The organism is Nocardia vulneris (genome assembly GCF_001613425.1).
GTDB classification, from domain to species: domain Bacteria; phylum Actinomycetota; class Actinomycetes; order Mycobacteriales; family Mycobacteriaceae; genus Nocardia; species Nocardia vulneris.
Genome location: NZ_BDCI01000023.1, coordinates 487,754 through 513,803, shown reverse-complemented (window position 1 = coordinate 513,803; position 26,050 = coordinate 487,754). Strand labels below are relative to the sequence as shown.

Genomic DNA, 26,050 nt, shown 5'->3' with positions numbered 1-26,050 from the left:
CGAGCCCTTAGATGCGTCTCCCATTGGCTGGTGAGCCCTCGCCGCATCCGCAATAGTTCGCGAGCCCTCGCAACATTTCGCGGTAGCGCCGCCGGCTTGTGCAGCTGCCGCTGCGCGACACACTCACCGTCGCCCTCCGCGGAATCCGCGACGACCGCGGCCTCGCAACAAAACTGGCCGTCACCTTCGCAGGCACCCACGCCCCTGCGCGTGACCACCCACCGCCTCGGCGACAATACTCACCGTCACCTTCGCGACATCAGCGACCAGCGCTGCCGCGGCGAGCTAGATGGGGTCGGCGACTCGCCGTCACCTTCGCGGCATCAGCGACCACCGCTGCCACGGCGGACTCGGCGGACTCGGCGGGCTCGGCCGCAAAACTCGCCGTCACCTTCGCAGGCATCCACTCCCCGCGGAAGATCATCCGCCGCCTCGGCGACAAACTCGCCGTCACCTTCGCGGCATCAGTGACCACTGCTGCCACGGCGGGCTCGGCGGACTCGGCGGACTAGGCGGGCTCGGCCGCAGAACTCGCCGGCACCTTCGCAGGCATCCACTCCCCGCGCATGACCATCCGCCGCCTCGGCGACAAACTCGCCGTCACCTTCGCGGCATCAGTGACCACTGCTGCCACGGCGGGCTCGGCGGACTAGGCAGGCTCGGCCGCAAAACTCGCCGGCACCTTCGCAGGCATCCACTCCCCGCGCATGACCATCCGCGGCCCCGGCGACAAACTCGCCGTCACCTTCGCGGCATCAGCGACCAGCGCTGCTGCGGCACGCTGGCTAGGCGGCAAAACTCGCCGTCACCTTCGCAGGCATGCGCGCCCCCGCGCATGACCACCCGCCCCTCGACGGCAAGTTCGCCGCACCCCGCAGCATCCACATGCATCTGCGCATCTCACCCGCTCTGCACACTGGACAGGCGATCACCAGGTAATGGTGGTGGAAGCCTCTCGGCCGATGCCACCACCATTACCTGGTGATCAACCGACCAACACTGCGAGCCCCGACGCGTGGTCAACGAGCCATCGATAGTCTGCGCGCCCTGTCGTGAAACTCCCGTTCCTCTTCGGTGCGGGCAGGAATACCGAGCCCACCACGCTCCAGGATCACCAGAGATGGCGCCAAGACACCCCCAATCAATGCCCTGAGTACCTGGTGACTACTCCCGAAATACATTTCGTGCATCGAATTCACGAGTTCACCGAAAACCTCGATATCGATGCTCCACATATCGGACGCCACCGCACTGAGCCCAGCAGGCACCCCCAGAACTGATGCCACCTCCCCCAGCATCCGCACGTACAAGTCCCCAACCTGCAACGACGGACTCCAGACCGTCTCATCGCAAATTTCGAAAACATAACTCATCGGAGAGCCCGCTGAGGCGTCGACATCAACCCTGCATTACCTGAGACAACTTCGTCTGTTGCGGAACTAGCCCCATGAGTGGATACACACAGAACCGCCGAAAACTCAGGTATCCGCACGAGCCTTGAACTCCGGGTCGACTTTGCTGCGAATCCGTACACTCCCCCAGTCACCGATCACCGAGTACACACCGCCCCGACTTGTCAACGAGTCGATGTTACCCAAATCCGCGGCGCCAGCAGCATCCACGTACCGCTGACCGGTCAAGCCACTCGACCCTCTGTACACCACAAAACACAAGGTCGCCGTCGAGGTAAGCATGTTCCTCACCAGGCGCAGGCGCTCGATAGCAGGGATGTCCAGGCGTCAGCACGGCTTCCAGCACGAACCGGACCTCGGATCGACTCTCGAGAATATCGATCACGTAGCTGTCCTCAAGATAAATACCAGCCAGATTCGGAAAATCCGCATAGTCCCGTATCAAAGGCTTACCTATCCGTAGTTATACCGACAGCAGGGTATCGAAAATTCGCACGGGATAGACTTAGATCCTCAACTCCCCCGCCGAACCAGACCCCCTCATCGAGATCCTGATTCGCCTGGAACAAGTTTAAGCTCTGCAGCGAATGCCATGAGGAAGTCCGACTCCGTCGGCTGAATAAACCACTGTCCTACATCCCTTCTTCCTCCTTCCCGGCTCATGAAACCGTACTGCATTTACCCGCCGCGCAGGTTCCGCTGGATTTCGAATGCCTGCCGCAGGAACTCCAGCAGCGAGCCTGCCAGCCGTTGCACTTCGGGATGCCCCTCCTGATATGTATACACCGCTTCCGAGTTTCGCTCGAAGAAGTACACTTTATAACCTTTGTGATGCCCGAAAAAGAATCGATCACTCAAGGACAAATCTTCCCCCGGACCGCTATTTATATCCACCGCCGCTTCGTTTGCCTCGAGCAGTGCCGGATAGAATAAATCGGTACCCACAAAGAAAGTACCAGCAGATTTGCCCAACACCGCGAGAAACGCGAGATATTCATCAGGAACGGGAAACGCACCGGGAGCCATGGCAACAACTTCCGCGACCTCATCGGCCGTGCAACCCACTATCTCTCCAGCCTTTGCGAAGCCTGACTCCACGAGATCCCGACACAAAGCCCTCATGAAAGCTTCACCTTCTCCCCGAATTATCACAGGCCCCCATACACTGACAGCCGTAGATAATACATTAACCAATTCGAGTTCAACGAACCAGTAGCCTGTCACTGATCCGTACCGGGTAAATCTCGACCGTCAACTCTCCGGTCAGATCATCCCCTTCTGTCGATATTCGAAGAACTCCGGCCTTATCGACAGAAATACGATTCACCTGCTCTCGGAAGATGTCGACAAGCAGCACAGAATCCTGCGTCCACCTGACCCGAGCGGAACGACCGATGACATCGTAGGACAACGCTACGCTATTTCGGCTATCGGAAACGATATTTACAGAAAAGGCGGCCACCTCTCCGTCGATAGCTTCACGCTCTGCTCCGAAGACCTCCAGGAAATCCGAATCTTCCGGCTCGATGAATTCATTACCAGACATCTAAGTCCCTCCACCCTTGGGAATCACAGTAGTCAAGCGCAAGCCTTCCGGTGTTGATTGCCACGTTGTTTCTAACTTCAAGATACCATTGGGTCCGACAAGCAGCGACTCGCGCACTTCAAATTCTCCATACTTGTTAGAAAATACTCTAGCGATATTGTTGTCCGTTTGCACCACTTCGTCGAAATGCCGGGTGAGCAGATCTCTACCAGCCGGGTTGTCGAAGACACCGACACGGTTCAACTGCGATAGATTCTGTATTGACCTGGGAGTATTGTGTGGGTCTTCAGCTGCCCGACCAAAGAGATAGTCGAATTTCTTGTCGTCGACCAATGCTTTTGGCCTCTGAACAGTCGTGGCGCCGACCTCGTTGCCACGCTTTACTCCTAACCGGTCGTGGAGATCCTTGACCGCCTGCTTCCCTTTCGCGAGCACAGTCTTCGCGTCGTCGGCGAGGCCCTTGAGCTGGAGGGCTTTGCGTGCTCGCCAGGCGGTGACGGCGGCTTTGATTTTTATGGACCAGCGGCGGGCCGACTCTACGGCTTTCGCGCCGGCGATCAGGCCGCCGACGCCGGTGAGGCAGGTGGCGATGACGGTGATCGCCATGTCGATCGCGGCTTCTTGGATGATGGCGTCGATGAAGCCTTTGATCTCTTTGCGGAGCTCTTCGATCGACTCCTTGTAGTCGAGGCAGGTCTTGCTGATCGCCTTACACGTGTCGAGTAGCGCGCCGATGGAGGTTTCGAGTGTCTTCAGATCCTCCCGGACCTGGACGGCGTCCTGCGAAGTCACGCCATCGAAAAGACTTGCGGCGATGGTGATTTTGTCTTTGGCATTGGTGTTCTGGTAGATCCTGCCGAGGCGATCCCAGGCGTCGGCTGCCTTGGCCAATGTGTCGGTGTTGCCGTCCGGGAGTGGGCAATTGATGGCGTCGAGCACTTCGACGGACGCCTTCAAGAGACCTTGCGGGGCTCCACCGGCGGCTGACGCAGGAAGCGCGTACGGGCCGAAAGTCACTGTCGAGGCCTGGTCCTGCGGTCTCTCCGGCTGTGCTGTGCCTTTCAACGCGGCATCGGATTTCGCATGTTCGAACCCGAGATCATTGAGGGCCGTGCCGTATGCGCGGAGCGTCGCGAAGGTCTGATCGAAGAACGCGACGGCGTCGCGGGCAGATTCGTCGTACGAGGCTCCCCACGCGCGGCCGTCTTCGTCCCGCCCCGCCATATGACCGCAGCTGTTCAGCTCGCCGAAAACATACTTGAAGCTGTCGTTCAGGGCAGCGGCCGCGTCGAAACAGTTGGCGGCGGCCTGGTAGTAGACCTTGGGATCCACCTCCAACTTCTCGGTCATATGCCGAGGATCCGTCGGGTCTGGGTTGCGGCGTTGGTGTAGCTCTCGTGGGCCGTCTTCAGGGCAGCTTCCAGAGCGGCAAGCCCGTCCTGCATATCGGTGACACCCGCGACCCACTCGCGGTGCGCTTCGGTGTAGGCCACAGCCGCGCCACCGACCCAAACGCCTTCTACCTCTTTGGCTTTCGCCTCGAGCTCGGCCAGACGATCGGTGACTGCCGCCTTGTAGCCGCGCATCCGCGCCGCGAGCTCTTCGAGTTTGTCGAGTTCGACCGAGAAGGCCGGCGTATCAGCACTCATCGGACTCACCCGCGCTCACGGCAGATCCAAGGAGCTGACACCGGCCGCGAACGACTGATCGGTCGCGCGAAGGGACTCCGCGGTGACTCCCAGCTTCTCCGCCAGCTCGAACAGTGCATCCCACACCTGGTCCGCGCCCTCATGGAACTCGTCCCAGGCAGCGGTAAAGGCCCCCGCGTTGTTACCCGCCCAGCTATCGATCGTGGCTTTCGTGTCGGTGACCAGCGACGAATACCCGGCCTGCAGTTCGTCCGCGATCTGATACGCAATACGCCCTAGTGCCTTCACCTCTTCAGGCTCGACTGACAGTGCAGCTGGATCTGTCATGCCTGGTGTGCTCCTCTCGTCGGTGACTCAGGGGGCATTCTGTATCTACTATGACGCGCCGGCGGCGCCACTGGTTCCAAGAGAATCGGACGTCGTGAAACCTCGGCGGCGTAGGGGCTGCCGCCTCCCGTCTTCCTCCTCCTGGCCTGGTCAGACGCGACTACCATGGGCTCATGGCGAGCCCGCGCACCGAACGGCCTGACCTCCCTGAACGCATGACCTGGGAGGAGCTCGAACAACTCCCCGAAGAGATCGCTCGGCAGATCGAGCTGTGGGACGGGCGGGTGGTTTGGGTGCGGCGGGGACCGGCCGAGCACCAGGAGTTCACCAATCTGCTGTGGAGCGGCCTCCGGCGCTGCGCCAAGGAGGACATGGGTGCGAATCCGCAGCGGTGCTGGCGGGTTCATACCGAAACGAATATTTTCTTCGGTACCTCTGGAAAGTCCGACTTCGTCACACCGGACTTCTTGGTACATCGATGTCTGCCCGCCCCTTATCAGGATGTCCGAGCCGACGACGTCCTCTTGGCAGGAGAAGTACTTTCACCGTCGAATACACAGACCGATATCGACGAGAAGAAGGCGCGGTACGCGAAGGCGGGCATCCCCTGGTACTGGGAGGTGACACTGGAGCGCGAGAAGAGTGCGATCGCCATGATTCGAGCATTCGCCTTGGAGACCAACCCCGGCGACCTCCCGGAGGGTGTCCATCCGCTGTACCCCGCCAACTATCTCCTCACAGGCAAGTGGACCCCGAAAGATTCGGACGCGATCACCGCCGACTACCCCTTCCCTATCCGCATCTCCTGGTCCGAACTCGAGTTCTGAACTCAGGCAACGCTTCTGGAAACGCCGAAAGGCACGGTCTCGGGAGACCGTGCCTTTGCGGGTGTTCAGTGGGGTGCGCTCACGTGGAGCGCGGGCTCACCAGGAGCTCTTGTGGACGCCCGGGAGCTCACCGCGGTGCGCCATTTCACGCAGGCACACGCGGCAGAGGCCGAACTTGCGGTAGACGGCATGCGGACGGCCGCACCGCTGGCAGCGGGTGTACGCGCGGACCGCGAACTTCGGCTTGGCGTTGGCCTTGTTGACCAGTGCTTTCTTAGCCATGGGCTCAGTTCTCCTTGAACGGGAAGCCGAGGTGCTTGAGCAGCGCGCGGCCTTCTTCGTTGTTGGTCGCGGTGGTCACCACGGTGATGTCCATGCCGCGCGGGCGGTCGATGGAGTCCACGTCGATCTCGTGGAACATCGACTGCTCGCTCAGGCCGAACGTGTAGTTGCCGTTGCCGTCGAACTGCTTCGGCGACAGGCCGCGGAAGTCGCGGATACGCGGCAGCGCGATGGAGACCAGGCGATCCAGGAACTCCCACATGCGGTCGCCGCGCAGGGTGACCTTCGCGCCGATCGGCATGCCTTCACGCAGCTTGAACTGCGCGATCGACTTGGTGGCCTTGCGGATCTCGGGCTTCTGGCCGGTGATCAGCTCGAGGTCCTTGACCGCGCCGTTGATCAGCTTCGCGTCGCGGGCGGCGTCGCCGACACCCATGTTCACGACGACCTTGACGACGCCCGGGATCTGCATCACGTTGGCGTAGTCGAACTCGCTGTTCAGCGCGTCCTTGATCTCCGCGCGGTAGCGCTGCTTCAGCCGGGGCTGAACCTTGTTCTCAGTTGTCGTCATGTCAGATGTCCTTCCCGTTGTTACGGGAGATCCGGACCCGCTTGCCGCTCTCTTCGTCGGTCCGGTAGCCGACGCGGGTCGGCTTGCCATCGGAATCGACGACCATCACGTTGGAAACGTGGATCGGGGCTTCCTGGGTCACGATGCCGCCCGAGGAGGCGCCGCGCTGGTTGGCGGAGTTCGCGACGTGCTTCTTGATCCGGTTCACGCCCTCGACGAGGACCCGGTTCTGCGTCGGGTAGGCCTGGATGACCTTGCCCTTCGCGCCCTTGTCCTTACCCGAGATGACGAGCACGGTGTCGCCCTTGTGCACCTTCATGGTCAGAGCACCTCCGGCGCCAGCGAGACGATCTTCATGAACTTCTTGTCGCGCAGCTCGCGGCCGACCGGGCCGAAGATGCGGGTACCACGCGGGTCGTTGTCCGCCTTGATCAGCACGGCCGCGTTCTCGTCGAACTTGATGTACGAGCCATCCGGACGACGACGCTCCTTGACGGTGCGCACGACGACGGCCTTGACCACGTCACCCCGCTTGACGTTGCCGCCGGGGATGGCGTCCTTCACGGTGGCGACGATGATGTCGCCGATACCGGCATAGCGACGCGACGAACCACCGAGAACGCGGATGCAAAGGATTTCCTTCGCGCCCGTGTTGTCGGCGACGCGCAGTCGCGACTCCTGCTGAATCACTTCAGCCTCCTTGACCTGGATGTATACGCACGCCGGATTGCCGACCCGACGGGCATGGTCCGTTGCCCTCCGGACGCGCGCCTGCCAGCGGTTTCGATGGATCTTGCGACCCGACCACTGGGGGTTCACTGCCGGATTGCGGGCATAGCTCCCGCAGGCAACCGGTCTAGTGTAGGCGGCCGCGCAGGTCCGGCCCAAATCGGGGTCACAGATCACGCCGCGCGGCCCGCCCGGGCACCGGGGCGAGTCACGATCCGCGGCTACCCTCGAACCGAGCAAGATCAATAAGGAGACGCACCATTCGGCTCGACCGTACCGAAAGAGGATGCCCTTGAACTCGCCTGCTCGCCCGCGTCGCATCGATCGCCGTGTTTTCCTCGCCGCCCTGGGTGCGATACCCGCCGTCGCGGCGCTGACCGCGTGCACCCAGCGGTCGGCGGGGTCGAAGGTCGAACTCACCGGCGTGGACCTGGCCGGCGCGGATCCGGCGATCCGCGCGCAGGACGATCTCTACCGCACGGTGAACGGCCTCTGGTTGCAGCAGTATCAATTGCCGCCGGACAAGTCCTCGTTCGGCGCGTTCGACGAGGCGAACGATCGCACCGAGCAGCAGTTGCGCGGCATCGTCGAGGGCATCTCCGAGCCGCGCGCCGGCTCCACCGAACAGCAGGTCCGCGATCTCTACGACGCCAGGCTCGAGCGCGCCGAGATCGAGCGGCTCGGCACGACGCCGATCGCGGACCTGCTCGCCGCGATCGAGGGAGCGGCGACCAAGCCGGACCTGGCCCGGGTGATGGGCGCGCTGCCGATCGACGGACTGATCGGCCTGCAGGTCGTGGTCGATCAGAAGAACTCGGGCGCCTACATCGCGCAGCTGAGTCAGTCCGGCATCGACGGCAATCTGGACGAGCAGTACTACCGCAAGCCCGAGTACGCCGAGCAGATGGCGGCGTACCGGACCTATCTGGAGCGCATCGCGGCAGGCGCGGGCCTGGCCGATCCCGCGGGTACCGCGCAAAGGGTGTTCGATCTGGAGACCAAAATCGCCGCGGGCTATTGGGACAGCGTGCGTGACCGCGATCCCGACACCACCTACAACCTGCTCGGCTGGACCGAGATGACCGGTCTCGCACCGCAATTCGATTGGGATCCATGGCTGGCGGGCAACACCGACCGGCCGAAGCAGCTCTTCGACAAGGTGGTGGTCCGGCAGCCGTCGTTCCTTACCGCGGCGGGCCAGTTGTGGGCCGAGGTCGATATCGCGCAGTGGCGGGAATACCTGCGCGTGAGTGTGGTCAAGGAATTCGCGCAGTACCTGCCCGAGGCGGTCGCGGACCCTGCCTTCGAATTCACCGGCAAGGCATTGCAGGGCCTGGACCAGCGCCCGGAGCCGTGGCGCGAGGGACTCGCCACAGTCAACCGGTATCTCGGCGAACCGTTCGGCAAACTGTATGTGGCCGAGCACTTTCCGGCGGCGGCGAAAGACCGCGCCAAGGCGTTGGTCGCCGATCTGATGGACGCGTATCGGCAGAATTTCACCGACTCCTCGTGGATGTCGCCGCAGACGAAGCAGGCCGCGATCGCCAAGCTGGACAAGATAGTCGCCAAGATCGGCTATCCGGATCGCTGGATCGACTACACCGGACTGCGGATCACCAAGGGCAAGTTGATCGAATCTATCAGGGCCGCACACACTTTCGAGGTCAAGCGCGCGTTCGCCAAACTCGGCACCCCGGTGGACAAGACAGAATGGGGCTTCCCGCCGCAGACGGTGAACGCCATGTACGACCCGAACGCCAACCAGATCACCTTCCCCGCCGCGATCCTGCAATCGCCGTTCTTCGACGCCGACGCGGTGGCCGCGGTCAACTTCGGCGGTATCGGCGCGGTGATCGGCCACGAGATCGGGCACGGTTTCGATGATCAGGGCGCCAAGTACGACGGCGACGGCAACCGGCGCGACTGGTGGACCGCCGAGGACACGGCGAAGTTCGAGGCGAAGACCCGGCAGCTGATCGGTCAGTACGACGCCCTGGTGCCGCAGGGCCTCGACCCGGGCAAGCACGTCAACGGTGCGCTGACGGTCGGCGAGAACCTGGCCGACCTGCGCGGATTGCAGATCGCCCTGGCCGCGTATCGCGCCGCGGCCCGGCGCGACGGCACGGAACCCGACGTCAAAACGGTGTTCCTGGCCTGGGCCCGGATCTGGCGACAGCGCGCCACCAAGCAGTACCAGGAGATCCTGCTCATCAAGGACGTGCACGCGCCCAACGAGTTCCGCGCCAATCAGGTGGTCCGCAATATCGCGGAGTTCTACACCACCTTCGGCGTCACCGAGGCCGACAAGCTGTTCCTGGCACCGGACCAACGCGTCAGCCTCTGAGATGGAAAGCCGGGTAGCGCCCGAGGCAGGTAGCCTCGGGCGAACAAGTTGGGCCTGACGAGGATGCGGCGGGCCGCATCGGGAGAGGAATCCTCGTGACACGTCTCGGACAGCTGGACCGCCGTGCGTTCCTGATCGCGCTCGGCCTGGTGCCGGCCGCGGCCGCGTTGGCTTCCTGCTCGAGCGACACCTCGCAGACGAGCAAGACGCTCACCGGTGTCGATCTGGGCGGCGCGGACGAGGCGATCCGGCCGCAGGACGACCTGTACCGGCACGTCAACGGGAAGTGGCTGCGCGAGTACCAGTTGCCGCCGGACAAGCCCGCTTTCGGTTCGACGAGCGAGGCCGCCGAGCGCACCGAACAGCAGTTGCGCGAGATCATCGACGGCATCTCCGATCCGAAGCAGGGTTCGGAGGAGCAGCAGATCCGCGACCTGTACGACGCGCGGGTGGACTGGGACGAGATCGAACGGCTCGGCATGAGCCCGCTGGCCGAGCTGTTCGACAAGGTCGACAAGGCGGCGACGAAGGCCGACCTGGCCAAGGTGATGGCGGAGCTGCCGATCAGCGGGTTGATCGGCATCGGGATCAGCATCGACCGGAAGAACTCGAACGCCTACGTGCCCTCGGTCGGGCAGTCCGGGCTCGGCCTCGGTGAGCAGTATTTCCGCAAGCCCGAGCATGCCGAGGTGCTCGCGCAGTACCGGGTGTTCCTCGAACGTATCTGTGCGGGAGCGGGTTTCCCCGATCCGGCGGGGATGGCGCAGCGGGTGTTCGATCTGGAGAAGCGCATCGCGCCCGCGCACTGGGACAACGTGCGCAACCGAGATGCCGATGCCACCTACAACGTGTTCAGCTGGGCCGAGATGACCGCTCTCGCACCGGGTTTCGACTGGGATCCGTGGATGGCCGGGAACACCGACCGGCCGCGTGAGCTGTTCGCGACGATGATCGTGGCCCAGCCGTCGTTCATCACGGCCGCGGGACAGCTGTGGACCGAGGTCGACATCCCCACGTGGCGTGACTTCTTGAAGCTGAGCGTGCTGCGCAATTACGCGCCGTATCTGCCGAAAGCCGTGAACGACGCGAACTTCGAGTTCAAGGGCAAGGTGCTCAACGGTCAGGACGAGCGGCCCGAGCGCTGGAAGTACGGCGTGGGGATCGTCAACGAACATCTCGGCGAGCAGCTCGGCAAAGTGTATGTGGACAAGCACTTTCCGCCCGAGGCGAAGCAGCGCGCGAAGGAAATGCTCGACGACGTGATCGCCGCGTACCGGGACAATTTCACCAACTCCTCGTGGATGTCGCCGGAGACCAGGAAGGCGTCGCTGGCGAAGCTGGACAAGATCGATCCCAAGATCGGTTACCCGGACAAGTGGGTCGACTACTCGCAGCTGAAGATCACCAAGGGCAAGCTGATCGAATCACTGCTCGCCATCAACACTTTCGAGAGCAAGCGCGCGTTCGCCCGGCTCGGCGGGCCGGTCGACAAGACCGAGTGGGGCATGTCGCCGCAGACGGTGAACGCCTACTACCAGGCGACCTCGAACCAGATCGTGTTCCCCGCCGCTTATCTGCAGCCGCCGTTCTTCGACAAGGATGCGCAGTCGGCGGTCAACTTCGGTGCGGTGGGTGCGACGATCGGCCACGAGATCGGTCACGGATTCGACGATCAGGGCTCGAAATACGACGGCGACGGCAACCGGCGCGACTGGTGGACGCCGGAGGATCGGGCGAAGTTCGACGCGAAGAGCAAACAGCTCATCGATCAGTACAACGCCCTGGTGCCCGAGGGCCTGGACCCGAGCCAGCACATCAACGGGGAGCTCACCGTCGGTGAGAACCTCGCCGACCTGCGCGGACTGCAGATCACGCTGGCCGCCTTCCGCATGTCGGAAAAACGGCGCGGGGTCGAGAATCCCGACTATCGGACCATGTTCCTGTCCTGGGCGCGCAGTTGGCGGGAAAAGCAGACCAAAGAACTCACGGTCCGGTACCTGGCCACCGACACCCACTCCCCTGCCGAATTCCGCTGCAACCAGGTCGTGCGCAACCTGGCGGAGTTCTACACCGCTTTCGACGTGAAAGAGACGGACAAACTGTTCCTGCCGCCGGACCAGCGCGTCACTTTCTGAGTCGCGCCGGCTCGAAGTACGACAGCCATTTCCCGGGCTTGCGCGACGCCCGCCGTTCGGGTGTGTTTGCGCCGCGCGCCCGCGGCCATGCGCGGGACAGCGCGAGCAGGTTCGCGAGATTGGTGGCGCGATCGTCGGCGGGCGGCAGAATGGGCGGGCCGGGAACGTGATTCGTGCCCGGCGCGCCTCGGCGTTTCAGGTCGACGGCCGCGGCGATGCGCATCGCGCAGCCGTGCATGGGGTCCGAATGACCGGAATCGGCTACGGGGGCAAAGTATTTCAAATGCATGAGGGCATCGCCGATCTCGACGGTCATCCGGTACAGCCGGGACGCGGAGTCCTGCTGATCGAAACCCGCCGCGTGCAGCACCACCTCGGGCACCGCCGCCGTCAGGTCCCGCCACAGGGGTCGTAACCGGCGGCAGTGGCGGCCGGTCCGGTCCCACTCGGCCCGGCGCAGCAGTGCATGGATCAACGGGATCGCGACCAGCGAGATCAGCGCGAGCGCGGCGAGGAAAGTGCCGATCACCAGCAGCGGTCGCGGCGCCCCCGACGACGTGCCCGCCGCGGCTCGCAGCGCCGAATCGAGCGAGGTGCCGACGCAATACGCGCCGAAGGTCAGCAACGCCAGGTAGGTGAGCTTCTCGTGCCGGGCCGGACCATCGCTGCGGAGCTCCCGCAGGCAGGCCCGCACGAGCAGCAGGCCGATCCCCGCCACGGCCACGCCGACCACGCCCCACAGCGCGCCTTCCCAGTCGAGCGCCCGATGCAGCGGCACCCCCGCCGCCTCGACCGCCGCACAGACCAGCCAGACGATTCCGGTGATCGCCGCGCAGACGTTGTAGTTACGCTGACGGCTCCGCACCGTGCGCGGGTCGGCACCGTTGAGCAGCATCGTGAACCCGAAGCAGTAGGACAGGCCCAGCATGCCCACGGCGAAGAACACCCGCTGGCCGAACTCCGGATAGCCGAGCCCGGCGGCCGACACATACCCGAGCAGCGAACCGAGATCCCAACTCAGCGCATGGTTTATCAACCGATCGGCGATCGTGTCGTGCACGAGCACCCATCGGCCCCCGACCACCAGCGCACCCAGCACGACGACGATCGCGATGAATGCGGGTGGGGCGGCGTGCATCGGTGTCCAGCCTAGATTCCGCCGACGGCACGAACCACCGGAATATGCTGTGGCACATCCCCGTCGGCGCTGCGGCGGCGGCCGTGCTCACCGTGCGGCGACCGGAACCTGTTCGGCCAGTTCGTCGGCTTCGGCGAGTTCGGCCTGCTCGTCGTGCACGTACTTGTTGCCCGCGAAGTACGAGGCCGCGGCGGCCAGGAGCATCATGACGGCGGCTGCCACGAACACGACGACGAGGCCGGTGTGGAACGGGCCGGTCAGCAGATTCGGGAAGAATTCCTGACCGGTCAGGGTGTCGGCGTTGACGCCGGGCTTGGCCAATTCGCCGGTGGGGCCGAGCAATTCCTGGATCGGGTTGAAGCCGAGGAACGCGGCGAACATGCTGGCGACCGGCGGCATGCCGGCCACTTCGGCCGCGGCACTCGCGGACACGCCCTGCGCGCGCAGGCCGGTGTCCAGTGCCGAGGGCAGGCTGGCGGCAAGACCGACGACCATGAGCGAGAAGAAGATTCCCATCGACAGCGCGTTGCCGCCGTTGAACAGGGTGCCGCGCATACCGGAGGCGGCGCCGCGCTGCGCGGCGGGCACGCTGGACATGATGGCGGCGGTGTTCGGCGAGAAGAACAATCCGCTGCCGATGCCGTTCAGCAGCACGATCAGGGCGAAGAGCCAGTAGTCGAAATCGACGGGGATGATCAGCAGCAGCAGGAACGTCGCGGCCGAGATCAGCGCGCCGCCGGTGGTGAACAGACGGGAGCCGTAGCGGTCCGAGAGCCATCCCGAAATGGGCCCGGCCGCAAGGAATCCCACGGTCAGCGGCAACAGGTAGATGCCGGCCCACAGCGGTGTCGACTCGAAGCTGTAGCCGTGCAACGGCAACCAGATGCCCTGCAGCCAGATGATCAGCATGAACTGCATGCCGCCGCGGCCGATGGACACCATCAGATTGCTGAAATTGCCCAGCCCGAAGGCCCGGTTACGGAACAGGCCGAGGTGGAACATCGGATCGGCGACCTTGCTCTCCACCACACAGAACACGCCGAGCAGCGCGAGGCCGCCGAGCACCGAGCCCAGCACCCACGGGCTGGACCACCCGGTCGCGTGTCCGCCATAGGGCTGGATGCCGTACGTGATGCCGGTGAGCAGCGCGGTGAGACCGAGTCCGAAGGTGATCGTGCCCGCCCAGTCGACCTTGCCCGCCGAGCGGATGCCGACCTCGTGCAGCGAGCGATAGGACCAGAACGCGCCGAGCACGGCGATCGGCACGCTGACCCAGAACACCGCGCGCCAATCCCATTCCGACAGCACGCCACCGATGAGCAGCCCGAGGAACGAGCCCGCCACGGCCGCGACCATGTTGATGCCCAGCGCGGTGCCGCGCTGTTTCGCCGGGAAGGCGTCGGTGAGGATGGCGGCGGAGTTGGCGGTCAGCATCGCGCCGCCGACGCCCTGCACCACGCGCCAGATGATGATCCACATCGCGCCGGCACCGCCGTGGAACGGATCGAAGGACAGGGCCAGCGCGCAGATCGCGAAGACGGCGAAACCCAGGTTGTACACCCGGACTCGGCCGAAGATGTCGCCGAGCCTGCCGAACATCACCACCAGCACGGCCGTCGCGAGCAGATAGCCCATCAGCATCCACAGCAGGTAGCCGACATTGCCGGCTTCCAGCGGGTTCAGGCCGACGCCGCGGAAGATCGCGGGCAGCGAGATCAACACGATGGACGAGTTGATCGCGGTGAGCAACACCCCGAGCGTGGTGTTGGTCAGCACGATCCACTTGTAGTGCGGATGGTCGCGGTCATAGCGCAGCCTGCGGCGAATGGTGTTGACCTCGCCCAGATCGAGATCGGTGGATGGCATCGGCACGGCGTCCCCTCGCGAGTCATTATCTCCGCAAACTATATAGTTAGCTGATCTAACTATCAAGATCGACCGGTGTGATCCACGGCTGGATAGGTTAGCCTTGGCTGAATTTGCTGGCCGGTCTCTGGACCGGCGGGAATGTCCTTGAAGGGGGCCACTGATGAAACCGGTTCGGACAGCACGCTGGACGACAATCGCGGTCGCGACGGTCGCGTTGACGCTGGGCCTGACGGCCTGCGGCACCTCCGGCGACGACGGCGGGTCCGGCGGCGAGCCGGTCACCATCACCCACGCGCGCGGCTCGACCACCGTGACGGGCACCCCCAAGAAGGTTGTCGCCCTGGGTAATCAGTGGCTCGACACCACCCTGGCGCTGGACGTGACGCCGGTCGGCTATATCGACAACGTCGCCGCGGTGTCCAAGAGCACGCCCCCGTGGGAGCCGAAGACCCTGGAATCGGCGAAAGCCCTGAGCACCACGGGCAATGTCGCCGAACAGGTGGCGGCGCTGGAGCCCGACCTCATCCTGGTCGATCCCTTCATCGCCGACCAGAAGACCTACGACGAGCTGTCCAAGGTCGCCCCCACCTTGCCTGCGCTGGGCAAGGACGCGGTGACGCCGTGGCCCGATCTGGTGACCACCTTGGGCAAGGTGCTGCACCGGCAGGACGCCGCCGCGAAGGTAATCGCCGATGTGAACAAGCAGATCGAGGCCATCGGCCAGGCCAATCCGGGACTGAAGGGCAAGACCTTCGCCAGCACCTGGCTGGGCAGCCCGACCCAGCTCATGGTGCTCACCGACCCGAACGACGGCTCCAGCAAGCTGTTCACGCAGCTCGGTATGACCATTCCGGCGAATCTCACCGAGCAGCCGTCGAACCAGGGGCGGCTGTCGCTGTCCCCGGAACGGGTCGACCAGCTGACCGCCGATCTGCTGCTCGCCGGCTACACCCCCGGCCTGGACGAAAAGTACCGGCAGCTGCCGGGATACAACGATCTGCCCGCGGTGCGGAAGGGCTCGGTCGTGTTCCTGACCACGCAGGAGATCAGCGCGATCAACCAGCCCACCGCGCTGTCGGTGCCCTACATGCTGACCAAGCTGGAGCCCGCGTTCGCCGCCGCGGCGAAGTAGGCGACCCGCTAGGACGCGGCGCCGCCCGCCAGTGCCGTGCGGGCGGTGGTCCACTCGCGGGACAGCGCGAGCAGCGTCCGTAGTTCGGTGGAGCGGTCACCAACCGGGAACTGCACGAACCGAGGCTGCGGTGCGGGCGGGTTGCCGTGCAGTTTCAGCCGCGCGGCCGCGGCGATATCCCGGGCGTAGGCACCGAGGTCAGCGAACTCGGCGACCGCGGGGTCCGGCGCGAACTGCTTCAGATGCAGTAGCGCGTCGCGGATCTCGACGGTCATGCGATAGAGCCGCGCGGACGAGCCGGGCTGCTCGGTCTGGTCCAGGGGCAGTACCACTTCGGGCACCGCCGTGGTGAGGTCACGCCACAGCGGATGCAACCGTCGGCAGCACCGGCCCGCTTGGTCCAAGCCCGCGCGGGCGAGCAGGGCATCGGCCAGCGGCATCGAGATCAGCACGGCCACCATGGCCAGCGCGGCGAACGAACCCACCACCCAGGCGGTGCCCATGTCCTGTGGTGACGCACCGGAGAGCGTGTGCAGCGTGCGGTACACCGAGGCGGAACCGGCGTAGCAACCGACGGCGAGCAGCGGCCAGTACGTCAGCTTTTCCCGGGTGGTACTCGCCGCGACGCGCAGTTCCCGGATACACGCGCGGCCGAGCACCACCGCGATCGCCGCGATGGCCAGATCGACGGCCATCCAGAGCGATCCGTCCCAGTACACGCCCTGCGCCGCTGGAAGAAACAGGTCCATTTCCCCGCCCACGGCGACGACCAGGACGACGAGGCCGACCGAGACCGCCACCGCGTCGTAGCCGCGCTGGCGCCGCCACGTCGTCTCCAGTCGTGCGCCGTCGAGCAGGACGATGAACCCGAGGGTGTTGGACAGCGCCAGGAAGCCGATGGCCATGAACACCCGCTGCCCGAGATCGGGGTAGCCGAGGACAGCGAGCAGCCAGTATCCGAAGACCGCGACGATATCCCAGCTCAAAGCACGATTGATGAGCCGATCGGTGAAGGTTTCGTTGACCAGCCACCACCGGCCGCAGATGATCGCCAGCACGAAGACGACCACGACGGTGGTGAACACGGGCGGCGCGGAATTCATCGGCACCGCCGGTATTGCGTGTCCGACGGCCAGACCCGGGCCAGACCGAGCAGCATCCGCAGCTCCGAGGCGCGATCGGCGGGCCGCGGCAGCGCCGCGCCGGGCTGCGCGGCCGGTGGCGCACCCTGCACCTTGGCGCGGCCGGCCTGCGCGAGGACGAGCGCGTAACCGCGCTCGTCGGACGGACCGGGTATCGCCGCCGGGTCCTGCATATACGGCCGCAGTTGCAGGAGCGCGTCCCAGATCTCGACCGTCATCCGATACCGGCGGTGCGCGGAATCCGGATCCGCCGAATCATCCTGCGCCAGCACCACTTCCGGCACCGCACTGGTGAGGTCACGCCACATCGGATCGAGGCGGCGGCAATGCCTGCTCGCCCGGTCCCAGCCCAGGCGCGCGGACAAGACGTCGATCAGGCGGACCGAGAGCAATGCGGTGGCGACGGAGAAGGTGGCGAATGTGACTATCGTCCACACCTTCCCCGGTTCGGAGGGCGGTGCGCCGAGCAGCGTCCGGATACTGCCGATGGCGGAACCGCAGGTCCAATAGACGGCAAGCACGAGCAGCGCACCGAACAGCAGCTTTTCCCTGATCGTCAGGCCGCCGGAGCGCAGCTCCCGGATACAGGCGTGCACCATCATGTATCCGGCGATCCCGCCGGCCAGCGAGACCACCGCCCACACGCCGGTGGCCCAGCGGAAGGGCAACAGATCGTCCAGGAAGGATTCGGCCAGCACGAGGGTGGCCGCCGCGACCGCGGCCGCGGTGTCGTACCACCGCTGCCGGTCGCGCGCCTCGTATCGAGCCTGGCCGTCGAACAGCAGCCGCGCGAACCCGTAAGCGGCGGCGCCTGCCATCAGGCCGCAGCCCATGAACAATCGCCGACCCAGCTCCGGCGCACCGGCCGCGTTGGCGATGCCGTGCAGTAGGAAGCCGCCGATCTCCCAGCTCCACAGGCGATTGAGCAGCCGATCCATGCTCGAGTCCCGCACCAGCAGCCAGCGCCCGGCCGTGACGATCGCGGCGAACACGCCGACCGACAGGATCAGCAGGGCAGGTACGGAATTCATCGTCGACGACTGTAACCGGCCGGCGCGCTCGTCCGGCCGGCCTGTCGAGCCGGGCTCGCAGCCGCCGGACGAGCGCGACCGCTCAACTTTCCGCGGCCTTGCGGTACCCGCGCACGGCGAGGGCGCCGAAGACCAGCACCAGACCGACCGACCAGGCGATGGTCTGCACGAGCGGCACCGCGACCGGACCGCCCACGGTGAATCCGCGCATCGCCTCCACCGCACAGCTCATCGGCTGGCCCCGCACGATCGGCTGCAACCAGCCCGGATAGTTCTCGATCGGGACGAAGCCGGAGTTGAAGAACATCGCGAGCAGCACGACCGCGGCGAAGATCTGCACCACCTTGTCGCCGATCCGGCTGACCCCCACCACGATCACCATCGGCGTGAATCCCGCGATGACGATCACCGGCACGATCAGCACCCCGAGCACGCCCAGCAGACCCTGCTCGAAACGCAACCCGAGGATGACACCGACGATGAGCACGATCACCGTCGCGGCCGCCGCGCGCAGGCATTCGGCGAGCAGCCTGCCGATCAGTCCGGCCGAGCGGTTGATCGGCAGCACCCAGAAGCGGCGCAGCAGACCGCTTTCCCGTTCGCCGTACAGCGACAGGCCGGTGCCCATCGCCCCGTACATCGCGCCGGACACGGCGATCATCGGCACGAAACCGTAGATCGCGTCGGGGCCGTCGCCGAGGTCGAGCGACTTGCTCAGCACCAGATCGAACATGAGCAGCAGCAGGATCGGCAGTACCAGCGTGGTGGTCACCACCTCCTGCTGCCTGCTCCAGCGGCGCAGCAGCCTGCCGGTTTCCACCAGGCTCTGATCGACCAGGGTGCTCATCGCCGCCGTCCTTCCACCCACACCGCCACGACCATCGCCGCGGTCAGCAGTCCGGCCACCCAGAGCGCGGCCACCGTGCTGGTCGAGGTGAAGCGGCCGTCGGACAACTCCCGCAACGCGCCTGCCACCTGCGATACCGGTTGGTTGCGCACGAACGGCTGGATCCATCCCGGAAACCCTTGCGCGGGCACGAAACCCGTCGACATCATCAACAGCAGCAGTTGCGGCGCGAACAACACCGTCGCGCCGAGCTCCGGATTGGCCGTCGCGGTGCCGAGCGCGTCGGCGGCGACCACCACGGCCGCGCCGAACGCCAGGATGAGTAGCAGGAACGCCACCGTCGCGCCCGCCCCGTGAAAACGAAAACCGAAGAGCGAGCCGATGGTCAGCGCACCGGCCAGCGCGGCGAGGGCGCGCACCGAGTTCGCCGAGATCCGGGCGGCGGGCGGTACCCACGGCGGCACCGGCATGGACCGCAGCCGAGTGCCCATGCCGCCGGCCACTTCTCGCGCCGCCCGGTCACCCGCGAACATCGCGGTGAAGAACATGGCCTGGACCGCGATCAACGGGAGCAGGTACTGCGCGTAGTCGATGCCCGTCGCCTCCATCGAACGACGCAGCGGCACATAGACACAAACGAAGAAGGTCAGCGGTGCGGCGAACGCGAGGATCAGATCCCCCTCCCGCACGGCGGCGCGAATACCGCGGCCGCTCAACGCGGTCCATTGCATGCCGTTCGGCACCCGCAGGACGGTGCCCGCGGTCATGCGGTGGCCTCCGCGGCGGGTTTGGTCAGCTCGATGAACACCTCGTCGAGCGAGGGCCGGCGCAGCGCGATATCGATGAGTTCGATCTCGGCCTCGGTGATCCGGCGCAGCGCCTCCCCCAGCGTGGTCGCGCCGTCGGGCGCGGGCAGCGAGACCCGGTCGGCGGATTCGGCGACGGTGATCTCGCCGAGCCCGGCGAGCGCGGTGACCACCGCGGGCAGCTCGCCCGGATCGGCCGGAACCACCTCGCAGTAGCTCGCGCCGGTGCGCGCCTTGAGCTGGTCGGCGGTGCCCTCGGCGATCACGGTGCCCTTGTCGACGACGATGATGTTGTCGCTCAGCACATCCGCCTCTTCGAGGTACTGCGTGGTGAGCAGGATCGTGACGCCCTGCTGCTTCAGCGCGCGCACCAGGCCCCAGAGGCTCTGCCTGCTCACCGGGTCGAGACCGGTGGTCGGCTCGTCGAGGAAGACCACCTGGGGCGGGCGCACCAGCCCGCAGGCGATATCAATGCGCCGGCGCATGCCGCCGGAGTACTGGCCGACCCGGCGATCGGCGGCCTGCTCCAGCTCGAACTGGCCGAGCAGTTCGTCGGCGCGCGTCCTGGCCTCCTTGCGCCGCAAGCCCATCAGGCGGCCGAACAGCACCAGGTTCTCCCGGCCGGTCAGCATTTCGTCCAACGCCGCGTACTGGCCGGTGAGCATGATGGACGCCCGGACCGCGGCAGCTTCCCGCACGACGTCGTACCCGGCCACCAGCGCCCGCCCCGCATCCGGCTTGGTGAGCGTCGAGAGCACCGACACCGTAGTGGTCTTGCCCGCCCCGTTCGGGCCGAGCACACCGAGCACACTGCCCTTCGGCACCTCGAAGCTGATGCCGCGCAACGCTTTCACCTCGCCGAACGACTTCTCCACGCCCTCGACGACGATCGCGGTCTCGGCCGAAGCCGTCCCCGCCGCCGTTTCCCTGCTCGAATCCACCGTGCTGCTCTCCGTCCTTGCTACGTACGAATCGTCGTTGGTGCCTGTGAATCCCGATCAGGGCGGACCCGGCCACCGCCGAGTCCGCCCGTTGTCTACCTGCCCGAGCCGGGCGATCAGCCGAGCAATGTCACCACCTCGTCGAGGGACGCGCCGCCCAGTATCGCGGTGACCGGCAGCTCACGCTGTAGTTCGACCTCGATGCGCTTGCGTAAGTCCAACGCCTGCAACGAATCCAGCCCGAGGGCGACGAGCGGCACGGACCCGTCGATGGTCTCGGTGGTGTCCATGCCCATCACCGCGCGCAGCGCGAACCGCACCTGCTCGGCGGTGTTCGGGGCGACCACCTGCACGGCCGCAGGTTCGGGCGCGGGGGCCACGGGCGCGGGGACCGGATCGGCTGGTACTTCGGCCGGTTCCGCCGGTAGATCGCCCAGATCCAGCGTGCCGAACAACGGGTCGAAGCCGAAGGCGGAGAACAAGGTAGCGAGCCGGTCCCAGTCGGCGGTCGCGATGATGACGTTCTCCGCGCGCGTGGTGACGCCCGCGGCGATCGCGCTCGCGGGTTCCATCGGCCGCAGGCCGGTGCCGCTGATCGCCGCCAGCGCGTCCGCCTGATCCGCGCCGACCGCACGCCACAGGCCCCACTGCACCGACGTGCTCGCGATGCCCTGGCTACGGTAACGCGCCGCCGCCGCGTCGAGCATGCGGTTCACCGCGGCGTACGCCATGTGGCCGCGGCCGCCGATGGTGGCCGACAGCGACGAGCACAGCACGACACGGCCGTTCGACGTGCGCGGAAGGTGCTGGACCAGATGCTCGAGCGCGACGACCTTCGGCGCCGCGGCCGCGCGCACCGCCGCCGGCGTGAGCTCGGCGGCCGCGACGTAGTCGACCGCCGCGTGCACGATCAAATCCACTGGTGTCGAACGATATTCGTCGGCCAGTGCCCGCACCGCCGTCTCGTCGGTGACATCGCAGCGCCGCACGACCACCTCGGTGGCACCGAGCTGTCTGATCTGCTCGATCCGCGCGAGCGCCGCGGCGGCACCGCCCGACCTGCTCAGCAAGGTGATCCGGCCGGCGCCGGCGCAGGCGAAGCGCTCGCAGAAGTCCAGCCCCAGTTTGCCGGTGCCGCCGACGATCACGACCTCACGCAGGTCGTCCGCGCCGAGTGGCGACACGGTCGAAACATCTTCGGCGACGAGCCTTTTCGCGTAGACACCGCCGTCGCGCAGGGCCAGCTCCGGCTCCCGTGCGGTGTGCAGCGCCACCATGAGCGCCTTGGCCGTGTCCGGCAGTGGCCGACCGGCCGCGAGATCCACGTGCCGGAAGGAGACGCCGAGGTGATCGGCGGCCAGGCACCGGAATCCGGCTTGGGCCGCGGCGTGGAACAGATTCGGCACATCGGCCTCGAGCACCTGCTCGCCGCCGAGGGTCACCAGCCATACGTCCCGCACCCCGTCGAGCTGGGGCAACCACGCGCGATCGCCCAGGAATTCCGCGAGTTCGGCCACCGCGGCGTCGGTCGTCGGGTCGTCGAGTTCCGGCAGCACGACGACCGCCGTATCGAAAGCCGTACCGGCACTGTGGGTGGCCGCCGCCGGATCGACGATCGTCACTCCGTGCAGCGCGGCGGCGTCCCCCAGGGCCGCGACCAGTTCGGCGCTGCGACCCCCGTGATCGAGCACCGCCATGGTGCGCGGCGGCACCAGGGTCCGGCTGCGCAAGCGCACCCACTGCTCGACGATGCGCTGGGCGGGCACGGTGCGCTGTTCGGCCACGGCGGAACTCGGTGCGCTAGCAACGGCGTTCGGCACTGCGGTCCGCGCCGCCGTATGGTCGTAGGCCGCCCACAGCTGCTTCGGGTTCATCTGCGTGTTCGGGAAGTCGAGCAACGGCAGCCGCGGCGCGCCCGCCGAATCCGTGCGCAGCGCGGACCAGTCGTAGCCGAGGTCGCTCACCGCGACGAGTCCGAGATTGCGGGTGAACTCGCGCAGATCGGTGGCCGTTCGGCGCGAGGTGCCGATCGTCTGGAAGTCACGCTGCTGCGCGACGGCGCTCAGGTTCTCCTGCACCGCGAGGAAAAGCGCCGGGTGGTCGGCGATTTCGAGGTAGGTGTCGACGCCGCGTTCGGCCGCCAGCGCGATCGCCAGATCGAACCGGACCCGGTTGCGCAGGTTCCAGTACCAGTAGTCGCCCACCGGCAGATCGGGTGTGATCGCGGTGCCCAAAGTGGAACCGATGCATTCGATCTCGGTCGCGGTGAACGCCGGGCGATCCAGTTTGGCGGCCAGCGAGTTGTCCAGGAAGCTGTCCCGGAACTCGGTCACCACCGAGGTGTGCGCCGGGTAGCCGACGCGAATCTCCTTGGCGAACTTGCCTTCCGCGGTCAGATCGGCGACCACCTGCGCGACCGTCCGGCGCTCACCGCCGATGGCGAGCACGTGCGGGGAATTGATCACCGACAGCTCGGCCCAGCCGGAGTGCCGCGCCAGGATGGCCTCGCATTCCTCGCGATCCACGCCGACGACGGCCATCGAGTATTTGTCTTCGCGGTCTTCCTGTTTGGCGATCGTGTCCACCAGACCACCGCGCAGGGTCACCACGCGCACGGCGTCGGCCAGCGTGATCACGCCGGACACCACACCGGCGGCGAGTTCGCCCTGGCTGTGCCCGACGGTGACGCCCGGGACCACCCCGGCCGCGCGCCACATCGCCGCGAGGCCGACCATCTGCATGAACAGCGCGGGCTGCACGATACGCAGCAGGTTGTGGCCCGGCTCCGATTCGGCGAGCAGGTAGGACCGCGGCGACAGCTCGAACAGATCCTGGAAGACCGCCTCCGCCTCGTCCACCGCCGCGCGGTAGGCGGGCGAGTTCTCGTAGAACATCCGGCCCATGCCCGCGTACTGGCTGCCCTGACCCGGGAAGATGTAGCCGATCTTGCGTGTCTTGGCGGCGCTGCCGGTCGCGATGACGGCCGCGTGCGACTCGCCCGCCGCGACCGCGCGCAACGCTTCGACCAGTTCGGCGCGCTCGGTGACCATGGCCAGCGCGCGATACCGCCGCGCCACCCTGGTCCGGAACAGCATGTCGGCCACCTGGTCCGGGCCGACCGCGGGATGTGCCTCCAGGTAGGACAGGATGGCGGCGGCTTCGCGGCGCAACGAGTCGGGCGCGTCCGAGGACAGCAGCACCGGGATGCTGCCGTCCGGCAGGCGATGGCTAGACATGGATCTCCTCCTCCAGCACGGGCATCGCGATGACCGCGTGCGCGTTCGTGCCCGCGACGCCGAATGACGAGACGGCGCCGTAGCGCACGCCGTCGTGGGGCGTCCAGTCCACCAACCGATCGGCCAGGCGCAGCCCCGACTGCGCCCAATCCAGCTGGGTGGTCGGGTTTTCCGTGTGCCTGGTCGGCGCGATCTGCCCGTGCAGGCCGCTCAGCAGCACCTTGATCAGGCCGAGCATGCCCGCGGCGGCCTGCGCGTGACCGAGGTTCGATTTCACCGAACCGAGTCGCGGACGATTGTCACCATCGCGGGCCGCACCGTAAACCTGTGCCAGGGCGGTCAATTCGAGTGGATCGCCGACCGCCGTGCCCGTGCCGTGGCCCTCGATCATGCCCACCAGTTCCGCCGGGATACCCGCGGCACGCACCGTTTTCGCGATCAACCGCGCCTGCGCGTCCGCACTCGGCACCGCGATGGGTGCGCCCGCGCCGTTGTGATTCACCCGGGTGGCGAGAATCCGCCCGTAGACCCGATGTCCCAGCTCGTTGGCGCGCGATTCACGTTCCAGCACAACGACACCCGCGCCCTCACCCCAGAGCGTGCCCAGGGCGTCCGCCGAATACGGTTTGCACTGTCCGTCCGTGGACAGCGCGTTGGCCTTGGCGAATTCGAAGAAGCCGGCGAGCGAACCCATCACGCAGACACCGCCGGCCAGCGCCCAGTCGCATTCCCCGTTGCGGATCGCCGAGGCCGCGAGGTGCACGGCGGACAGCGATGACGCGCACGCGGTGTCCACCGTCATCGACGGACCGGACAGTCCGAGGGCATGCGAGATCCGTCCGGCCACCGCGCCCAGCGCGGCGCCGGTCGCCCGATATCCGGTGTGCTCGTTGGCCTCGTCGCCGCGTGGGCCGTACTCGGTGTAGGAAGCCCCCATGTAGCAACCGATTTCCGCGCCGGCCAGGCTCGCCGGGTTGATGCCCGCGTTCTCCAGCGCCCGCCAGGCCACCCGGAGCGCCACCCGCTGCTGCGGATCCATCGCCACGGCTTCGCGCGGCGTGATGCCGAAGAACGTCGGATCGAATTCGGCCGCGCCGTCGAGGAACCCGCCCGCGTCGCGCACCTGGCTCCAGCCGTCGGTGCCTGCCGCGGCCATCAGCTGCTCGATCGGCCAGGACCGGTCCCGCGGAAACGGGCCGATCAGATCGCGTGATCCGGCCAGCGCGGACCAGTACGCCGAGAGGGTGTCGATACCGCCCGGCGCCTCTACCGCCAAGCCCGCCACGACGATCGGGTCGTCATCGATCCGCTGTGCGCTCATCGGGTCGCCTCCGCCGAAACCAGCTCGGCGGACAGGATTTCCGCGATGCCCTCGACATGATCGTTGAGATAGAAGTGCCCGCCGTCGAACATCGTCACCGCCAGTTTCTGCTCGGTGTGCTGCTGCCAGGCGAACAGATCGCCGATACCGACGAACTCGTCCTCGCTGCCACCCATCACGTGGATGCCGGTGCCGACGGTGACGTCCTTGCCGCAGGTGTAGGCGTCGAACGCGCGGTAGTCGCCCTTCAACGCGGGCAACGCCATGCGCATCAGCTCACGGTTGGCCAGCAGGTCGGCGCCGGTACCTTGCAACCCGCCCACGTGATCGAGCAGTTCGTCGTCCTCGGTCGGGTGCGGTGGCATATCGGCGACCTGCCACGGCGCGCAGGCGCCGGAGACGCCGAGCAGCCGGACGGGTACGCCCGCGGCGTCGGCCAGCCGGGCGAATTCGAAGGCGACCATGGTGCCCATGCTGTGGCCGAAGATGGTGATCGGCACGCCCCGGTTGAACGGCGACCGCGCGAATTCCTCGAACGCGTCCGCGGCGGTCTCCTGGATGGTCTCGCGCACCGGCTCCTGCGCCCGATCCTGGCGGCCGGGGTATTGCAGCAGCACCACATCGAAATTCGTGCTCAGGGCCTTGGAGAAGGGTCGGTACGTCGAGGCGCCACCGCCCGCGTGCGGACAGATCACCAGTGGTGGGTTGGCCGCGGACCGCGGTTTGTGAAACTTTCGGATCCAGCCCGGTGTACTAGCCATTGCC

At 66.2% G+C, this 26,050-nt stretch carries 24 protein-coding genes; 4 read left to right on the top strand and 20 right to left on the bottom strand.

The annotated features are described in order from the left end of the window. Positions 1-1,019: 1,019 nt before the first annotated feature. From NVU01S_RS26655 to NVU01S_RS26635, 6 genes are all read right to left on the bottom strand, one after another. Positions 1,020-1,373, bottom strand: a complete 354-nt coding sequence (locus NVU01S_RS26655) for a DUF6086 family protein (protein ID WP_043664410.1) — start codon at positions 1,371-1,373, stop codon at positions 1,020-1,022. A gap of 717 nt (positions 1,374-2,090) precedes the next feature. Then, a complete protein-coding gene (locus NVU01S_RS43585) occupies positions 2,091-2,534 on the bottom strand; it encodes an SMI1/KNR4 family protein (protein ID WP_156161415.1) in 444 nt (147 codons plus the stop codon). A gap of 79 nt (positions 2,535-2,613) precedes the next feature. Beyond that, entirely contained in the window at positions 2,614-2,958 is a 345-nt protein-coding gene (locus NVU01S_RS43580; protein ID WP_156161416.1) for a hypothetical protein, read from the bottom strand. After that, entirely contained in the window at positions 2,959-4,308 is a 1,350-nt protein-coding gene (locus tag NVU01S_RS26645) for a WXG100-like domain-containing protein (RefSeq protein ID WP_043664412.1), read from the bottom strand. Next, on the bottom strand, positions 4,305-4,607 hold the full coding sequence (locus NVU01S_RS26640; RefSeq protein ID WP_043664414.1) for a WXG100 family type VII secretion target: 303 nt from the start codon (positions 4,605-4,607) through the stop codon (positions 4,305-4,307). The genes NVU01S_RS26645 and NVU01S_RS26640 overlap by 4 nt, the downstream gene beginning before the upstream one ends. Before the next feature lie 15 nt (positions 4,608-4,622). Then, positions 4,623-4,934, bottom strand: a complete 312-nt coding sequence (locus NVU01S_RS26635) for a WXG100 family type VII secretion target (protein ID WP_043664415.1) — start codon at positions 4,932-4,934, stop codon at positions 4,623-4,625. Positions 4,935-5,107: 173 nt separating this feature from the next. Here NVU01S_RS26635 and NVU01S_RS26630 point away from each other — a divergent pair, with 173 nt between their 5' ends. Beyond that, positions 5,108-5,761 carry a Uma2 family endonuclease gene (locus NVU01S_RS26630; RefSeq protein WP_052280175.1) on the top strand — a complete coding sequence of 218 codons (654 nt, stop codon included), beginning with the start codon at positions 5,108-5,110 and terminating at the stop codon, positions 5,759-5,761. A gap of 96 nt (positions 5,762-5,857) precedes the next feature. Here the strand turns inward: NVU01S_RS26630 and NVU01S_RS26625 are convergent, their stop codons facing one another. Genes NVU01S_RS26625 through rplN form a run of 4 tightly spaced genes read right to left on the bottom strand, consistent with a single transcriptional unit; the run spans position 5,858 to position 7,304 of the window. Then, positions 5,858-6,043, bottom strand: coding sequence for a type Z 30S ribosomal protein S14 (locus NVU01S_RS26625; protein ID WP_014981705.1), 186 nt, complete (start codon positions 6,041-6,043; stop codon positions 5,858-5,860). 4 nt (positions 6,044-6,047) lie between these two features. Next, on the bottom strand, positions 6,048-6,614 hold the full coding sequence (rplE, locus tag NVU01S_RS26620; RefSeq protein WP_014981704.1) for a 50S ribosomal protein L5: 567 nt from the start codon (positions 6,612-6,614) through the stop codon (positions 6,048-6,050). 1 nt (position 6,615) lies between these two features. Then, complete coding sequence (gene rplX / locus NVU01S_RS26615; RefSeq protein WP_014981703.1) at positions 6,616-6,933, bottom strand: 50S ribosomal protein L24; 318 nt, start codon at positions 6,931-6,933, stop codon at positions 6,616-6,618. A 2-nt stretch (positions 6,934-6,935) separates the two neighbouring features. Then, on the bottom strand, positions 6,936-7,304 hold the full coding sequence (gene rplN / locus NVU01S_RS26610; RefSeq protein ID WP_014981702.1) for a 50S ribosomal protein L14: 369 nt from the start codon (positions 7,302-7,304) through the stop codon (positions 6,936-6,938). Positions 7,305-7,629: 325 nt separating this feature from the next. On the opposite strand from rplN, the gene NVU01S_RS26605 reads away from it, so the two are divergent. Then, positions 7,630-9,687: a M13 family metallopeptidase gene (locus tag NVU01S_RS26605; RefSeq protein ID WP_082031821.1), complete on the top strand. Its 2,058-nt coding sequence runs from the start codon at positions 7,630-7,632 to the stop codon at positions 9,685-9,687. A 95-nt stretch (positions 9,688-9,782) separates the two neighbouring features. Beyond that, positions 9,783-11,822, top strand: coding sequence for a M13 family metallopeptidase (locus tag NVU01S_RS26600; protein WP_043664420.1), 2,040 nt, complete (start codon positions 9,783-9,785; stop codon positions 11,820-11,822). Here NVU01S_RS26600 and NVU01S_RS26595 read toward each other — a convergent pair. Next, positions 11,812-12,960, bottom strand: a complete 1,149-nt coding sequence (locus NVU01S_RS26595) for an MAB_1171c family putative transporter (RefSeq protein WP_043664422.1) — start codon at positions 12,958-12,960, stop codon at positions 11,812-11,814. The genes NVU01S_RS26600 and NVU01S_RS26595 overlap by 11 nt on opposite strands. 87 nt (positions 12,961-13,047) lie before the next feature. Continuing rightward, positions 13,048-14,826: an MFS transporter gene (locus NVU01S_RS26590; protein WP_043664424.1), complete on the bottom strand. Its 1,779-nt coding sequence runs from the start codon at positions 14,824-14,826 to the stop codon at positions 13,048-13,050. 163 nt (positions 14,827-14,989) lie between these two features. Here NVU01S_RS26590 and NVU01S_RS26585 point away from each other — a divergent pair, with 163 nt between their 5' ends. Beyond that, entirely contained in the window at positions 14,990-15,961 is a 972-nt protein-coding gene (locus NVU01S_RS26585) for an ABC transporter substrate-binding protein (protein ID WP_043664426.1), read from the top strand. A gap of 8 nt (positions 15,962-15,969) precedes the next feature. On the opposite strand, the gene NVU01S_RS26580 is transcribed toward NVU01S_RS26585, so the two are convergent. The 8 genes from NVU01S_RS26580 to NVU01S_RS26545 form a co-directional block, all read right to left on the bottom strand. Beyond that, positions 15,970-17,064, bottom strand: a complete 1,095-nt coding sequence (locus tag NVU01S_RS26580; RefSeq protein WP_209444751.1) for an MAB_1171c family putative transporter — start codon at positions 17,062-17,064, stop codon at positions 15,970-15,972. Continuing rightward, positions 17,061-18,134: an MAB_1171c family putative transporter gene (locus NVU01S_RS26575; protein WP_043664429.1), complete on the bottom strand. Its 1,074-nt coding sequence runs from the start codon at positions 18,132-18,134 to the stop codon at positions 17,061-17,063. Before NVU01S_RS26575 ends, NVU01S_RS26580 begins: the two co-directional genes overlap by 4 nt. A gap of 82 nt (positions 18,135-18,216) precedes the next feature. Beyond that, positions 18,217-18,981 (bottom strand): ABC transporter permease, encoded by a 765-nt coding sequence (locus NVU01S_RS26570; RefSeq protein ID WP_043664431.1) that lies wholly within the window; start codon positions 18,979-18,981, stop codon positions 18,217-18,219. Continuing rightward, entirely contained in the window at positions 18,978-19,748 is a 771-nt protein-coding gene (locus NVU01S_RS26565) for an ABC transporter permease (RefSeq protein ID WP_043664432.1), read from the bottom strand. Before NVU01S_RS26565 ends, NVU01S_RS26570 begins: the two co-directional genes overlap by 4 nt. Continuing rightward, positions 19,745-20,728 carry a daunorubicin/doxorubicin resistance ABC transporter ATP-binding protein DrrA gene (locus NVU01S_RS26560; protein WP_052280176.1) on the bottom strand — a complete coding sequence of 328 codons (984 nt, stop codon included), beginning with the start codon at positions 20,726-20,728 and terminating at the stop codon, positions 19,745-19,747. The genes NVU01S_RS26565 and NVU01S_RS26560 overlap by 4 nt, the downstream gene beginning before the upstream one ends. A gap of 116 nt (positions 20,729-20,844) precedes the next feature. Beyond that, positions 20,845-23,964, bottom strand: a complete 3,120-nt coding sequence (gene nbtC / locus NVU01S_RS26555; protein ID WP_043664433.1) for a nocobactin polyketide synthase NbtC — start codon at positions 23,962-23,964, stop codon at positions 20,845-20,847. Next, the gene (locus NVU01S_RS26550) at positions 23,957-25,285 is read right to left on the bottom strand and encodes a beta-ketoacyl [acyl carrier protein] synthase domain-containing protein (protein WP_043664435.1); all 1,329 of its coding nucleotides are present in this window, start codon (positions 25,283-25,285) and stop codon (positions 23,957-23,959) included. The genes nbtC and NVU01S_RS26550 overlap by 8 nt, the downstream gene beginning before the upstream one ends. Continuing rightward, the gene (locus tag NVU01S_RS26545) at positions 25,282-26,046 is read right to left on the bottom strand and encodes a thioesterase II family protein (protein ID WP_043664438.1); all 765 of its coding nucleotides are present in this window, start codon (positions 26,044-26,046) and stop codon (positions 25,282-25,284) included. Before NVU01S_RS26545 ends, NVU01S_RS26550 begins: the two co-directional genes overlap by 4 nt. Between the last annotated feature and the right edge of the window lie 4 nt (positions 26,047-26,050).

Bases quoted from the DNA above. Each gene is read 5' to 3' on its own strand.
- NVU01S_RS26655 (WP_043664410.1), bottom strand. From the start codon at position 1,373: ATGAGTTATGTTTTCGAAATTTGCGATGAGACGGTCTGGAGTCCGTCG.
- NVU01S_RS43585 (WP_156161415.1), bottom strand. From the start codon at position 2,534: ATGAGGGCTTTGTGTCGGGATCTCGTGGAGTCAGGCTTCGCAAAGGCT.
- NVU01S_RS43580 (WP_156161416.1), bottom strand. From the start codon at position 2,958: ATGTCTGGTAATGAATTCATCGAGCCGGAAGATTCGGATTTCCTGGAG.
- NVU01S_RS26645 (WP_043664412.1), bottom strand. From the start codon at position 4,308: ATGACCGAGAAGTTGGAGGTGGATCCCAAGGTCTACTACCAGGCCGCC.
- NVU01S_RS26640 (WP_043664414.1), bottom strand. From the start codon at position 4,607: ATGAGTGCTGATACGCCGGCCTTCTCGGTCGAACTCGACAAACTCGAA.
- NVU01S_RS26635 (WP_043664415.1), bottom strand. From the start codon at position 4,934: ATGACAGATCCAGCTGCACTGTCAGTCGAGCCTGAAGAGGTGAAGGCA.
- NVU01S_RS26630 (WP_052280175.1), top strand. From the start codon at position 5,108: ATGGCGAGCCCGCGCACCGAACGGCCTGACCTCCCTGAACGCATGACC.
- NVU01S_RS26625 (WP_014981705.1), bottom strand. From the start codon at position 6,043: ATGGCTAAGAAAGCACTGGTCAACAAGGCCAACGCCAAGCCGAAGTTC.
- rplE (WP_014981704.1), bottom strand. From the start codon at position 6,614: ATGACGACAACTGAGAACAAGGTTCAGCCCCGGCTGAAGCAGCGCTAC.
- rplX (WP_014981703.1), bottom strand. From the start codon at position 6,933: ATGAAGGTGCACAAGGGCGACACCGTGCTCGTCATCTCGGGTAAGGAC.
- NVU01S_RS26605 (WP_082031821.1), top strand. From the start codon at position 7,630: ATGCCCTTGAACTCGCCTGCTCGCCCGCGTCGCATCGATCGCCGTGTT.
- NVU01S_RS26595 (WP_043664422.1), bottom strand. From the start codon at position 12,960: ATGCACGCCGCCCCACCCGCATTCATCGCGATCGTCGTCGTGCTGGGT.
- NVU01S_RS26590 (WP_043664424.1), bottom strand. From the start codon at position 14,826: ATGCCATCCACCGATCTCGATCTGGGCGAGGTCAACACCATTCGCCGC.
- NVU01S_RS26585 (WP_043664426.1), top strand. From the start codon at position 14,990: ATGAAACCGGTTCGGACAGCACGCTGGACGACAATCGCGGTCGCGACG.
- NVU01S_RS26580 (WP_209444751.1), bottom strand. From the start codon at position 17,064: ATGAATTCCGCGCCGCCCGTGTTCACCACCGTCGTGGTCGTCTTCGTG.
- NVU01S_RS26575 (WP_043664429.1), bottom strand. From the start codon at position 18,134: ATGAATTCCGTACCTGCCCTGCTGATCCTGTCGGTCGGCGTGTTCGCC.
- NVU01S_RS26570 (WP_043664431.1), bottom strand. From the start codon at position 18,981: ATGAGCACCCTGGTCGATCAGAGCCTGGTGGAAACCGGCAGGCTGCTG.
- NVU01S_RS26565 (WP_043664432.1), bottom strand. From the start codon at position 19,748: ATGACCGCGGGCACCGTCCTGCGGGTGCCGAACGGCATGCAATGGACC.
- nbtC (WP_043664433.1), bottom strand. From the start codon at position 23,964: ATGTCTAGCCATCGCCTGCCGGACGGCAGCATCCCGGTGCTGCTGTCC.
- NVU01S_RS26550 (WP_043664435.1), bottom strand. From the start codon at position 25,285: ATGAGCGCACAGCGGATCGATGACGACCCGATCGTCGTGGCGGGCTTG.
- NVU01S_RS26545 (WP_043664438.1), bottom strand. From the start codon at position 26,046: ATGGCTAGTACACCGGGCTGGATCCGAAAGTTTCACAAACCGCGGTCC.